At 65.6% G+C, this 12,239-nt stretch carries 13 protein-coding genes; 10 read left to right on the top strand and 3 right to left on the bottom strand.

Annotation, left to right across the window (positions count from 1 at the left end; all coding sequences use genetic code 11):
• Positions 1–3: 3 nt before the first annotated feature.
• The 3 genes from E4P41_RS08570 to E4P41_RS08560 form a co-directional block, all read right to left on the bottom strand.
• A complete protein-coding gene (locus tag E4P41_RS08570) occupies positions 4–2,136 on the bottom strand; it encodes a hypothetical protein (RefSeq protein ID WP_135140546.1) in 2,133 nt (710 codons plus the stop codon).
• A 172-nt stretch (positions 2,137–2,308) separates the two neighbouring features.
• Positions 2,309–2,599, bottom strand: a complete 291-nt coding sequence (locus E4P41_RS08565; RefSeq protein ID WP_135140544.1) for a hypothetical protein — start codon at positions 2,597–2,599, stop codon at positions 2,309–2,311.
• Between the two features lie 138 nt (positions 2,600–2,737).
• Positions 2,738–3,517 carry a hypothetical protein gene (locus tag E4P41_RS08560; RefSeq protein WP_135140542.1) on the bottom strand — a complete coding sequence of 260 codons (780 nt, stop codon included), beginning with the start codon at positions 3,515–3,517 and terminating at the stop codon, positions 2,738–2,740.
• Between the two features lie 124 nt (positions 3,518–3,641).
• Here E4P41_RS08560 and E4P41_RS08555 point away from each other — a divergent pair, with 124 nt between their 5' ends.
• The 10 genes from E4P41_RS08555 (at position 3,642) to E4P41_RS08510 (ending at position 11,652) form a co-directional block, all read left to right on the top strand.
• Complete coding sequence (locus tag E4P41_RS08555; RefSeq protein ID WP_135140540.1) at positions 3,642–3,971, top strand: hypothetical protein; 330 nt, start codon at positions 3,642–3,644, stop codon at positions 3,969–3,971.
• A gap of 4 nt (positions 3,972–3,975) precedes the next feature.
• On the top strand, positions 3,976–4,200 hold the full coding sequence (locus tag E4P41_RS08550; protein WP_135140538.1) for a hypothetical protein: 225 nt from the start codon (positions 3,976–3,978) through the stop codon (positions 4,198–4,200).
• Positions 4,197–4,757 (top strand): hypothetical protein, encoded by a 561-nt coding sequence (locus tag E4P41_RS08545; RefSeq protein ID WP_135140536.1) that lies wholly within the window; start codon positions 4,197–4,199, stop codon positions 4,755–4,757. The genes E4P41_RS08550 and E4P41_RS08545 overlap by 4 nt, the downstream gene beginning before the upstream one ends.
• Before the next feature lie 620 nt (positions 4,758–5,377).
• A complete protein-coding gene (locus E4P41_RS08540; RefSeq protein WP_135140534.1) occupies positions 5,378–7,519 on the top strand; it encodes a type IV secretory system conjugative DNA transfer family protein in 2,142 nt (713 codons plus the stop codon).
• A 199-nt stretch (positions 7,520–7,718) separates the two neighbouring features.
• On the top strand, positions 7,719–8,459 hold the full coding sequence (locus E4P41_RS08535) for a replication-relaxation family protein (protein ID WP_167760983.1): 741 nt from the start codon (positions 7,719–7,721) through the stop codon (positions 8,457–8,459).
• Positions 8,456–9,526, top strand: a complete 1,071-nt coding sequence (locus E4P41_RS08530; RefSeq protein ID WP_135140530.1) for a site-specific DNA-methyltransferase — start codon at positions 8,456–8,458, stop codon at positions 9,524–9,526. The genes E4P41_RS08535 and E4P41_RS08530 overlap by 4 nt, the downstream gene beginning before the upstream one ends.
• A 50-nt stretch (positions 9,527–9,576) precedes the next feature.
• On the top strand, positions 9,577–9,900 hold the full coding sequence (locus tag E4P41_RS08525) for a hypothetical protein (protein WP_135140529.1): 324 nt from the start codon (positions 9,577–9,579) through the stop codon (positions 9,898–9,900).
• Between the two features lie 132 nt (positions 9,901–10,032).
• Positions 10,033–10,359 carry a hypothetical protein gene (locus tag E4P41_RS08520; protein WP_135140527.1) on the top strand — a complete coding sequence of 109 codons (327 nt, stop codon included), beginning with the start codon at positions 10,033–10,035 and terminating at the stop codon, positions 10,357–10,359.
• A 202-nt stretch (positions 10,360–10,561) separates the two neighbouring features.
• Positions 10,562–10,957: a helix-turn-helix domain-containing protein gene (locus tag E4P41_RS08515; RefSeq protein ID WP_135140525.1), complete on the top strand. Its 396-nt coding sequence runs from the start codon at positions 10,562–10,564 to the stop codon at positions 10,955–10,957.
• Positions 10,958–11,022: 65 nt separating this feature from the next.
• A complete protein-coding gene (locus E4P41_RS08510) occupies positions 11,023–11,652 on the top strand; it encodes an ImmA/IrrE family metallo-endopeptidase (RefSeq protein WP_167760981.1) in 630 nt (209 codons plus the stop codon).
• Positions 11,653–12,239: the final 587 nt, after the last annotated feature.

The raw sequence follows: 12,239 nt of genomic DNA, 5'->3' as shown, positions 1-12,239 counted from the left end.
TTGCTACAGTGACAGCTCCATGGCGTGCACATCCTCCATGCCGTGTCGATCACACCACCGCTGCACGTCGCCAACGATGCGACTTACTAGGTCGCGGAAAGCCGACTCGTCCCGTTTGTCAGTGGCCGCGACCACAATAATCTCTTCCTCTACCTGCAAGATGGCGTGATGAACCCAGCCGGCCTCACGCAAGCCGTTCGTGACAAGCACAAGTCGACCGCGTTGGGTGCTGTGACCTTGGTAGAGGACCAGGAGGTCCGACCGTCGAGCGCACAAGTGCACCAGGGAGTCGCTGCCCTCCGCCCCGAACAGTAGCTCGACCAATTCCGAGTGGGGAGGGTCTAAGCCGATGACGTCGAAATTGCGCTCAATCAGCGGTGACATCCGGTCGAGCACCGCCCGAGCGTCGGCCCTGAGCCACAGACCGGTGGTTGCGTCTGCTGCTTCCAGGCCGACCGAGCTGGCGGACACGTACAGGTCGACGGAGGTCACCTGAACCTGACGGAGTGACAGGAGCCGGTGTGCGACACCGCTGCCGGCGAAGAGATCCAGTGCGGAAGCTCCGCGTCTTCCATCCGCCACTGCATCTGCTGCGGCCATAAGCGTGAGCGCATGCGCGACTGAGGGGCCAATTGTTTCCGAATCGGCGATGGTTACCAGTTGTGACAATTCCACGTGACTCAGGAATCGACCAATCACGGATTCGTCCGTAACCAGCCCTTTTGAGTCAACGGACTTGACGCGCGCTTCTAAGAGGGCCTGACGCACGGCGGCAATCTCATCTTGAGGGTCATCTCCTAGCATCGGCTGGACATCAAGGCGGAGTCGCCCAGACTGCGGTGGAAGCCCCAACCAGGCCACACCACGGCTACCCAGACCCAGCACAGCCCCTTCGAGGAAACGCTCAGCCTTTTGAAAGTTGTAGCCCCCGTCGATGAAGAAGAAGGCGATGGCCTTCGGCCCGCGAACCCTAATGGGCATGGTAAGGGTGCGCCTCCTCTCCCCCGTCCGGCTACTTGTATGCGCTAAGTCGTACAGATCAGTCGCAGCAACTTCGATACTCGGTGCACTACCGCGTGTGAACTTGCCCGTAAGGTCGAGTGATCGAAATGCGTTGTTGGCCAGGCTGGCAATGTCACGAGCCAGAGCGGCCGTAAGGTAGCGACCGCCGGTCGTCGCTCCTGCGAGCTGCTTCGCAAGGTCCCGCAGGGGTTGGCGTAAGGTGGCTTTGTTGTCGTCCCCAGCGAGCCGGAAATAGACTGCATCCTGAGGTCCGTACGCCTTACCGCATAGTGATACCGGCAACTGTGGTTGGAATCGTCTATCGATGAGCCAGCGCAGTGACGGAAGGTCAAGATGCGGATCACGCCTGCACAGCAAGACTCGGTTCGCTCCCAACCATGCTACGACAACCGTCCGGGAGGAGCTGTGCCGTTGTATCAGGATGTCATCAATGATGGCTATCTCGTTGCTGACCTGGGAGTCGTCGATGTCAATCTCAAGGTAGTCTGCATGGCTCTCGACGACGACGGCATCATTTGTGCGGTCGCGCTTTGTGAAAGAGTCTCGCGCCTCCTGTAGCAGCAACTCGAGGTCCGACTCGTTCACGAGTCGTTCCCAATTCTCTGGATGGGCGCCGACCCAGTCCTGAAGGGCATTAGCGAGGTCGACGTCCGCCTGTAGGTCTGCGACAGGTACGGCTCGGGCCGCCACCAAGGAGAGTCGAAGAAGACGTTTCTCGGGTGGCGTTAGGCCAAATCCTAAGGGGCCGTAGACGATGTCTTGTGGCGGAATATTGACGTGTCCCACGGCCTGCGAGTAGCCGTCCGGCCAACGATGGGACCATACCTCAATGTCGCCGTAGGCCTCGCGAAGGCTGTCTATCGCGGTGCTGGCCAGCTGAGATTCTAGGTCGTAGAAGGTGACACCAAAGAGGACAAGCTTGGTCTCCTTGTTAGCCGCTCGCAGTAGTCGGTCGACTTCGACAGTCCAAAAATAGTGGGCATTCTGACCGGTGCGAAGATGTTCGACGGTGACTGGCCGCGCATCCTGACGCCGCAGCAGACGAGCCAGGACAACAGCGCCTGTTCCGCCGGGCACCCGTCCGTCGTGAACGATCAAGGTCTCACTTGTCATGCCGCTGCTCCTTCGCTACTGATTGCTGCGAAATGCAAACTGGTAGGCCCGTTAATGTTGGACGGGACGGTCATCGGACGGCGGTCGGAGCTGCGGCTGTGAGCGCCGCCGCAGGAGCGCCTGGTACCAGAACTGCTGCTCCGTCAGCTCGAATAAGTCCAGATCCTTGGCCTCACACCCAGTCGTACAGGTACTCAAGATCACCCGAGTAGGCTTGTGCGGTGCTGTGGCCGTAGTCGATCAAGTAGTCCGCGCGGGCCTCGGGGTAGCACACCCGCGTCATGGCCGCAGCGTAGGGCAAGTCGGTGCTATCACGCTTATGGCTGCGTTCCCCTGCTACCCGCCGACGCCCGGCGCGCTGGCTGGGCGTACTCATCGCTGCCTTGCCATCGGGCTTATGCGCGGGGGGCGTTGTCATCATCGGCAACCGCCGGCTTCTCGACCGGCTCAGCAGCCCGCTCATGGCCGAACAGCGGATGCAGGCCGCCGCCCGCGCCTCAGCTGGCGGACAACCCCGGGCGGCCGGCCATGACGCCCGCCAGCTGATGGCGAGGCAGTAGCGAGCTGGTCGGCTTCCCCACCACATCTGACTGCGTCTCTTCTATCCGCGCCATCCGGCGAGCCTGACGAGCCGACGAGCGTCGAACTCGGCCTCCCCGTGGGTGATGCGTTCGCCCCAGCGCTCCACGTAGTCCTCGATCGACTGGCCCAGCGAGGCGACCAGGCGGTCCCGGCGCTGCCGCGCCACGTCGAGCCGCTGCTCGGCGCCTTCTTCGTCCTGAAACCGTGTGTGACGCTCTACCGTCAGGATCTCGGCACGCAGGGCGTACACGAGCGCCCACAGGTGCGACAGCGCGACCTCGTGCTCCAGGCGCTCCCGAGTCTGCAGGTCTTCGGGGGCGATCTGCGGCGTGTCCCCGGAGACAGCCAGTGGTGGCGGCACGCCCCGACCCCTGGGCGTGTAGGTCTGGCTGTCGACGTGCACGAGCCAGGCAACCTGCTGGACGATCTTTTTCTGGATGTCCTGGCGTACGTGGTCGAACGTGTACGACTGCTCCTGCGCGACGCGCTCTAGCCGCTTCGTGAGCGTCGTGCCGCGGCTGCCGGGCGCCATGCCGAACAGCACCTGCGCGGCCGAGCGAAGCTCGTCGTCGGGATAGTCGGTCAACAGCTCGCGCAGCAGCCGGTCTAACCCTTGCACCCGGTAGGCGCGGTCATCCGGGTCGATCGAGCGGGCCCAGACCCCACGGAGCGCCAGGAGGTCGTCGTCTGCCGTGCCCGGCGTCACGGGGAGACCCCGCCGGACGATCCGGCCCAGCGCCTTGGCGATGACTTCCGGCTCGGGTGGCCGCTCGGAGACTGGTGGCGGAGGGATGGGCACCGATGCCTCCTCGCTGCCTGGTGGTGAGAACTCCCCCAGTTTTTCACCCTGCGCATCCCCTCCGCGCAGCGCTGAACTCCTGACATCGCCCCGAACGGCGGGGTGGGAGTCAAGGAGAGTCACCGTGAAGGACGTCAGCCTCTACCGCAGCAGCGAGCTCGTGCCCAGCGATGTACGCCTCGCCGCCCGCACGGTCAGCCGGCACCACGTCGGCGGCCAAGCCCGCATTGCCAAAATCGACGTCGACACCGACGTCGTCATGGCCAAGATCGATGCCCTGACCACCGCAACGGGCAGTGCCATGAGCAACATGGTCCGGGTGGCACAGGTCCAGCGGCAGCTGGAGCAGCTCGTCCCGGAAGCGTCGGGCCGGCTGGCCATGCTCGCAGACGATCACGCGCTCGCCATGAGCGATGCCGTGGCCGACCTGCGGCGCGATATGCGGCGACGGTGACCCGATGACGCTGATCCTTGTCATCTTGGGTGTGCTCGTCATCGGCGTGTTCGTCGGACTCTGGGCGAGAGGCGCCCTGCTCGCCAGGGATCGTCGTGCGCTCGACAACGTCCGGCGGCAGCTCATAGCCGAGCAGCGCATGCGGACGCAGACCCACGACACCATCCGAGCGATGCGGACCACTGCTCGCCGTTACGAACAGCGTCCGGGGTCAGGCGGTCACCGGTGAGCGCCGTCCGCCAGCAACGGGCCGGCCAGCAGCTGAGTGAGTTCATCCTGCACGCGGCGTCTGCCACGAGTGAAGTCGTCGGCTTCGCCTGGGACGGGCGGGCGGACGCCCCGAGCGTCTACCCGCAGTTGCGGCGGGCGGTTCACCACTCGCTGCAGACCGGGGAGTCGTTGCCGGTCAGCAACGAGAACACCGAGTCGGTCATCTACGCCTCGTGCGAGGTGAATCTGGCCCTGCGATTCTGGCATGACGTGTTGCACGTCCTGCGGGGGCTGGATTTCAGTCCCCCGCAGGAGCTCCAGCTGGCGATGATCCATCTGGCAGCGCTGGAGAAGGCCGGCTTCGGCCAGGACTCGCTGGAGTACCGGATGTTCCACGCCGACCTGGTCGGCCAGGTCCACCTGATCGCGATCGGAAAGCGGTTCCCGGTTGATCAGCGACAGTTCGTGGAGCGCTGCCTGAACGAGGGCATGGAGCACGCCCTCCTGATGGAGATCCGGGGAGACGTCAGTCCTCAGCGCAGTCAGCTCGTGCTACCGGGGCTCGCAGCAGCGTGAGTGAGCCGCCGCGGTCATGGGGCGCCAGCATCGTGAGCTTCGCGTTCGCGGTGCTGGCGGCCTCCGTGGCTCTTCAGCTAGCAGCTGGCTTCCTGCTCGAGGCCCTCCCGGTACTCGCCGTTGTCGCTGGGGTCATGGTCATTGGGTGGTGTGTCTGGCGCTACTACAACCGGTCTCGCGGCTGGTGACCGGCATCCAGCCATAAGGGGGCTCGCTCCGGTGTAGCAGCAAGTACGTCAGTAAACCGCGAGCAGTCGGAAGTGCCGGCCTTCCGGTCGCTGTTGTGAAATCGTCGCATCTCGTTGACTGCTGCATATTTGCAGCAGATAGTAGTTCTTACTGTTGCAAGTTTGCAGCATTTCACTCAACCAATCGAGCGGAAAGGAGGGCGGAGCTATGTCAAGAACGTATCGAAATACCAATCAGGGAGGTGATCGGCGACGACGAATTAATGCCCGCGCGGTTCGCCGCAACCCGCCCGATCTGCACACGCTCGCCAAGGCCTTGCTCATGCAAGCCGCCGACGAAGCCGCTGCAGCGGCCGAGAAGCAGGCGGCCACCGAGCCCACCGAGCCCGATAGCGCACCACCGGACGCAGACGAGACAGACGGGACGGACTCATGAGCGCCCCCGCCGACTCCCTGACCTGGCGGCTTCTGGTGTGGCACCGACCGCTGACACCCGACATGGCCTTGGGTGTGCTGCGCCGGTGGGCGACCGACCAGCGCAGCCCGAAGCTGGTATTGGAGGCCCGTGCAGAGGGGACGTCCGTCCGGTACCTGATCGGCGCGAAGACGTCGGATTTCGACGACGTCACCGCTGTGCTGACGGAGTCAACGTCTGGCGCTCTTCTACTGCCCGCCCGAGAGCGGAAACCCGTACAGACGGCGGCACGCCTGTGGGCCACGACGCGGCATCGAGCGATCGGCCGCGGAGATCCCGAGCCCGTCATCCGGGCCGCACTCGGGGCGCTGACCTCCGTGCACGCGGGTGAACAGCTCGTCGTGCAGATCATCCTGGGGCCCCGGCGAGTACCCCTGTCGGTGGCGACACGCAGTTCGTCATCGACGGTGGCGCCCTGGTACGAGGCGCTGTGGCGCGGACGGGATGGGACGCTAGACAGCGAGAAGCGAACCGCTCTGCGGGAGAAGCTCAGCGACCACGGCTTCGCCTGCACGGTGCGGCTCGGCGCTTCTGCGCAGACCCCGGGCGGCCGGCGTCGACTACTGCTCGGGCTGCTGGCCGCGATGCGCATCAGTGAGGCGCCCGGGATTCGGCTACAGCTCCGCCTGGAGCCACCGACACGACTCAACTTGGTGCGCACGCCGTGGATATGGCCACTCCGTCTCAACGTCCGAGAGGTTCTCGCCCTCACTGCCTGGCCGCTGGGCAGCGACGACCTCCCCGGGCAGCCCCCGGCCCATCCTCGGCTGCTCGCCCCCGTTCCCTCGGCGCAGCGGAGCGGGCGGGTCGTTGCCGCCGCGGCCGCCCCCGGTGCATCGGACGCCTTGACCCTGTCCGCCCGGGCGGCCCTGCACCACCTGCATGTCGTCGGGCCGACCGGTGTCGGCAAGTCAGTCCTGCTGGGCCGGCTGATCGAGCAGGACATCGCCGATGGCCGAGCAGTCGTGGTCATCGAACCCAAGGGCGATCTGGTCGACGACGTCCTGGCGCGCATCCCGAAGCACCGCCAGAGCGACGTCGTCGTGCTCGATCCCACCGACAGTCGACCGGTTGGCTTCAACCCGCTCCTGCGCAGGGGCCAGTCGGCCGAAGTGGTCGCCGACAACGTGCTGAGCGTCTTCAAGGCGCTCTACGCCGAGATGTGGGGCCCGCGGCTGCAGGACATCTTGCACGCCTGCCTGCTGACACTGAGCCACCGCGACGACGCCAGCCTGGTCATGCTGCCGCTGCTACTGACGAACCCCGGCTTCCGCCGCTCTCTCACCCAGCGCCTGCATGACCCGATCGGGCTTGGTCCGTTCTGGGGTTGGTACGAGGGGCTCAGCGATGGCGAGCGAGCTGCTGTCATCGCGCCCGTCATGAACAAGCTGCGTCAGTGGCTGCTGCACCCGAGCCTGCGGGCGGTGCTTGGCCAGCGCACACCGGCCTTCTCGCTGCAGCAGGTCTTCACCGAACGCAAGATTCTGCTCGTGCCGCTGCGCAGCGGCGTCATGGGACCGGAGGCGGCCAGCCTGCTCGGCTCGATGGTGGTCTCCGGACTCTGGCAATACACCCAGGCGCGGGCGGCGATCCCGGCCGAGCGGCGACACCCGGTCATGGTCTACATCGACGAGGTACAGGACTACCTGCACCTCCCGACGGACCTCGGGGACGCCTTGGCGCAGGCCCGCGGCCTGGGAGTCGGCTTCACCCTGGCGCACCAGTACCTCGGCCAGCTGCCGCAGGCCATGCGCACGGCTGTGCTCGCCAACGCCCGCTCCCATGTCTGCTTCCAGCTGTCGCCCGAGGACGCCGTCCAACTGGCCAAGGGACATCCCGAGCTCGTACCGGAGGACTTCACCGCGCTCGGCCAGTACGAGGTCTACGCCTCCCTCTTCGGCGGCGGACGAGTGACGCGCTACGCCTCCGGTCGGACGTTGCCGCCATCCCCAGCGACTAGCGAGGGGAGCGAGCTGCGCCGGGTCAGCGCCGAGCGCTACGGCCAGCCGGTGGGAGCTGTCGAGGCCAGCTTCGCCGAACTAATCGACCAACCTGACACCCGATCCGACAGCGGTCGCCGGCCACGGAGGGACGCATGAGCAGCCTACCGATCGGGCTGCCGATCGTAGCGCTGATTACCGAGGCAACCCGCCTGGTCAGCGGCGAATCCGGCACATCTACTGCCCGGAAAGACTGCTTCACGGGAGGCCGCTCATGAGCTGTCCTGAACGCCGCCGCGGTCCCGGGCGGTCGGGCCTCCAGGCGCTGTCAGCACGGCTGAGTCCCCGCGACATTGACGTGCTCAGCACCGTGCAGTGGCACCGTTTCTTGACCACCGAGCACGTCCAGCAGTTGGTGTTCACCGACCACCGTTCCTCGATCTCTGCGGCGCGAACTTGTCGGCGCGTGCTGGCCCGCCTGCAGGACGATCACCTCATCGAACGACTCGATCGCCGGGTCGGCGGGCTGCGTGGCGGGTCGGCGACGTCGGTCTGGATGCTCACCAGCGCCGGCCAACGGCTGCTGGGCTTGCGAGAAGGGCGCGGGAGCGCCGTGCGCGTCCGTCAGCCCGGCGGCGCCTTCATCGGTCACTACCTCGCCATCGCTGACGTCCGCCTGGCGCTGCTCGGCGCCGTCCGGGCTCAGCAGCTGGAGCTGCTCAGCCTGGAGCTGGAGCCGACCTGCTGGCGGCACTACCTCGACCCGATGGGAACCCGGCAGGTACTGAAGCCGGACCTGTTCGCGGTCACGGCAACGGCCACCTACGAGGATCACTGGTTCATCGAGGTCGACCGTGGCACCGAGGGCATCCCGACGCTCGTTCGCCAGTGCCAGGCCTACGCCCAGTACCGGGCCAGCGGTACCGAGCAGTCCGAGACCGGACTGTTCCCACGCATCATCTGGATCTTGCCGACAGCGCGACGCCTGGAGAACTTCCGGTTGGCCCTTCGCAGCACCCGCTCCCTGGACGCAGGCCTGTTCCACGCCGTCACCATGGATGACTTAGTGCCGCTGCTCACCGGCGGAGGCACGGAATGAACGCCGCGACGTCCCGGCCGCGGAACGAGGTCCTGGTCGGCGACGCGCAGGAGACGCTGGCCCGGCTGCCGGACGCCAGCGTCGATCTGGTGGTCACCAGCCCGCCGTACTTCCGGCTTCGCGACTACGGCATCACCGGCCAGCTCGGCCTGGAGACCAACATCGACAGCTGGGTCGGCAACCTCCGGCAGGTCACCCGACAGATCGAGCGCATCCTGACACCGACCGGCAGCCTGTGGCTGAACCTCGGTGACAGCTACGCCACCCACCCGCGCGAGGGTGCGCCCCGCAAGAGCCTGCTCCTGGGCCCCGACCGGCTTCTTCTGGCGCTGCAGGCAGACGGCTGGCTGGTTCGCAACAAGATCGTCTGGAGCAAGACCAACCCGGTACCCAGTCCGGTCCGGGATCGGCTGGCTGCTACCTGGGAGGTCGTCTTCTTCCTCGTCCGTCGCCCGAGCTACTACTTCGACCTTGATGCGATCCGCCAACCACACCGCAGTCGAGCTCGCGCAGCTTCCCGTCCTCCAGCTTCGCAGGCACGTGCTGCCTGGCGGGGACCCAACAGCCTCGGCGCCAGCGGCTTGGCTCGGCTGCAAGCCACCGGTCGGCCCGGGCACCTGCTCGGCAAGAACCCTGGCGATGTCTGGCCGATCGGCAGCGCCCGCTCGGGCGGTGGACACCACGCCACCTTCCCGCTGACGTTCGCCGACCGAGTAATCCGGGCCGCCTGTCCCAGACTCGTCTGCAACCGATGCGGCGCGCCGTGGGTCGCGGAAGAACAGCAGCCGGACAGCCGGCGACGGCAATCGGCCTGCGCCTGCGACGCACCGAAGAGGCCTGGCTTGGTGCTGGACCCCTTCATCGGCTCGGGCACCACGGCGGTCGCCGCCGAGAACCTGGAACGCGATTGGCTTGGCATCGAACTCAACGCCGACTACGCGGCCCAGGCCAGTCAGCGAATCGATGCCGCCCGCGCGGCGCGTCACAGACAACGCAAGTCGAAGGGCCCCGGCAGTCCGAGCGGTAGCCCAGAGGGCCAGCCGGGTCACAACGGGCTACCGCCGTAGCGCACCGACACCGACAGCAGCCGCGCAACTTAAGTAAGAGAGGAGGTGACGTGAACAGTGAAACCCAAGAAGCACAGAGAAACATCGAGCAGGAGACGGCCTGGTACGCCTTCCAGTATTGGACCGGCAGTCAGGACGAGACCCGCTTCCGTGAGGCATACATGGGCCGCTACGCCAGCCGCGAGGAATTCGGGCGGCAGCTCCTGAGCAGCCTGGGTGCCGACGGCCGCCTGACCCGACTGCCCGACTGGCTACAGGCCTACATCCGATTGGATGGCGAGGCTGTCGTGCGGGACTTCGAGCAAGCCGGGCAGCTCTGGGTCTTTGACGCCCCGGACCACAGCGGCACTTACGTCTTCGACGGGTACAGCTGACCGCTTACCCGGGGTGGGCTTCGCCAAGGCAGGGGCGAGCCCGACCGGCCTCGTCGGCGCACCGGGCCCTTCGATCCCACAGAGCTGCGATACCGCAGCTCGTCGAAGGACCCCAGCACCGAGGAGGTCGCGATGTCCCTCGCGGACAACGGTCCCACCCGTGGCGGCGTAAAGACGCTGGCCATCCGGTTGGAGCCGGACATGCACGCCCAGATGAGCCTGGTCGCTCAACTGCGCAGCACCACCATCACCGATGAGATCCGGCGAGCCATCGAGGCGCACATCGCCCTCGCCGTGGCCGATCCGGACTTCACCGCCCAGGCAACCGGGGTGCTCGACGAGATCGAGCGCGAGGTGGAAGCCCGCCGGGCCGCCATCACCAGCCTGTTCAACCCCACCGGGGCAAAGCCGGCTGATGGCAGCAGCAAGGGCCGCAAGACCGGGCCGGCAGCCAGCTGACCCCGAGGTCAAGCGGCTGATCACGGCATCGGTGCACGACGGCGGCGGGGACAAAGAACAAGCGGCCGTACTGGTCGCCTGCTCACCGTCCCCGCCGCTACCGCCCCAAGTAGATAAGCAAAGCTCAGTTTATGTTCTGTTGTGGAATTGTACCGAAGTGATGCATATTTGCAGCATTTCCCGTAGAATCTAAGAGATAACAATGGAGGAAATAGGACGCATGATGACCACCAGGAGCCACGAACTGGGCGCACGGCTCTGCGCAGCACGCGAGGACGCAAGGATGTCCAAGCGCGAACTCGCCGCAGCAGTGGGGGTCAACGTTTCACAGATCATCCGACTGGAGCGGGGCTCATTCAGTTCGCCCAATATTGAACTGTTGAGCCGGATAGCCAACACGCTCCACTTATCACTGGCCAGCGTCCTTGACCAGGCCGGCTTCCCCATGCACCGCGATTTACCGCATCTTGTTCCCTACCTGCGCGAACGCTATCCCGAGCTGCCCGAAGCTGCAGTCATCGAGATGGAGCGCTACTTCGACCGCATCGCCCGCGAGTACGACGGTGCCGGACCGGCCGAGAAAGAGGACGAAACGTGATAGCGCACCGGTAGGCGCCACGTCCATAATAAGGAAGGGAGGTAACGATGCATCATCAATCACAAGTGAGGGACGATCAGCCGCCTAGTGTCCTGAGCAAAATTCGCTCACTCGTCCCTGATCGACCACTCCGCTTCTCCGAGGCCATTCACCTGGCCGAACTGCAGGCGCTTCGCTTCCTGGAGCTGACCGGCAACAATATCGCGCCTGTTCCGACCAGTGTTGTGACAACCTTCCCGCGCATCCGGGTCATCGACGATCCGACCTTGCCGATAGCCGGTGCCAGCCATTGGAACGGCTCCCTCCGGGAGTGGGTCATCCGGCTCAATCCCACCGACTCCGGGCCACAGCGACGGTTCACGCTGCTGCACGAGTTCAAGCACATCATCGACTTCGGCGCCCCCGGCCTGCGCCAAGTCGAGGCTCATCCGGTCTGCTGCGAACGCCACACTGAACTCGTTGCCGACCACTTCGCCACCTGCGTCCTGTTGCCGAAGGCCCGTGTCCGCGAAGTCTGGGCAACCGGGACGTGCGACGCAGCTGCCATCGCCGCCCGCTTCGACGTCCCTATGGGCGCCGCGCGTGTACGGCTGGCGCAGCTCGGTCTGCTGGATGCAGAGGTGTCCCTGAACGCAGACAACGGGGATCAGGACTATCCGCAGTCAACCTCCAACAGAGCCGAGGTGCGCTCGTGACCAGCCAATCCCTTCCCGACGTCCAGGCCACCGCCGTCTCGTACCTGCGCGTCTCGACCAAGGAGCAAACCGAGCGAGACGGTGATCCCGAGGGCTACTCCATCCCGGCTCAGCGAGAGGCGAACCGGCGCAAGGCCGAAGCTCTCGGGGTAACGATCACCGCTGAGTTCGTCGACCGTGGTGAATCCGCCCGGTCGGTTCACAGGCCCGAGCTACAGCGGTTGCTGCGCTACGTCCAAGAGAATCCGGTCGGCTTCGTGCTCGTACACAAGGTTGACCGACTGGCGCGTAACCGCATCGACGACGTCGAGATCAACCTGGCGCTTCAGAAGGCCGGAGTCACCTTGGTGTCGGCCACCGAGAACATCGATGAGACCCCGAGTGGCATGCTGCTGCACGGGATCATGAGCACGATCGCTGAGTTCTACTCACGTAACCTCGCCAATGAAGTCGTCAAGGGCATGAGCCAGAAGGCCCGCACCGGCGGGACCCCCAACCGAGCGCCCCTTGGCTACCGAAACGTCCGGGAATCCACCGCCGACGGTCGTGAGGTTCGCACCATCGCCGTAGACCCGGAACGTGGCCCC

The organism is Geodermatophilus sp. DF01-2, assembly GCF_004571065.1.
GTDB lineage: Bacteria > Actinomycetota > Actinomycetes > Mycobacteriales > Geodermatophilaceae > Geodermatophilus.
The sequence above is the reverse complement of the archived record's forward strand: the minus strand, read 5'-3'. Positions and strand labels throughout refer to the sequence as shown.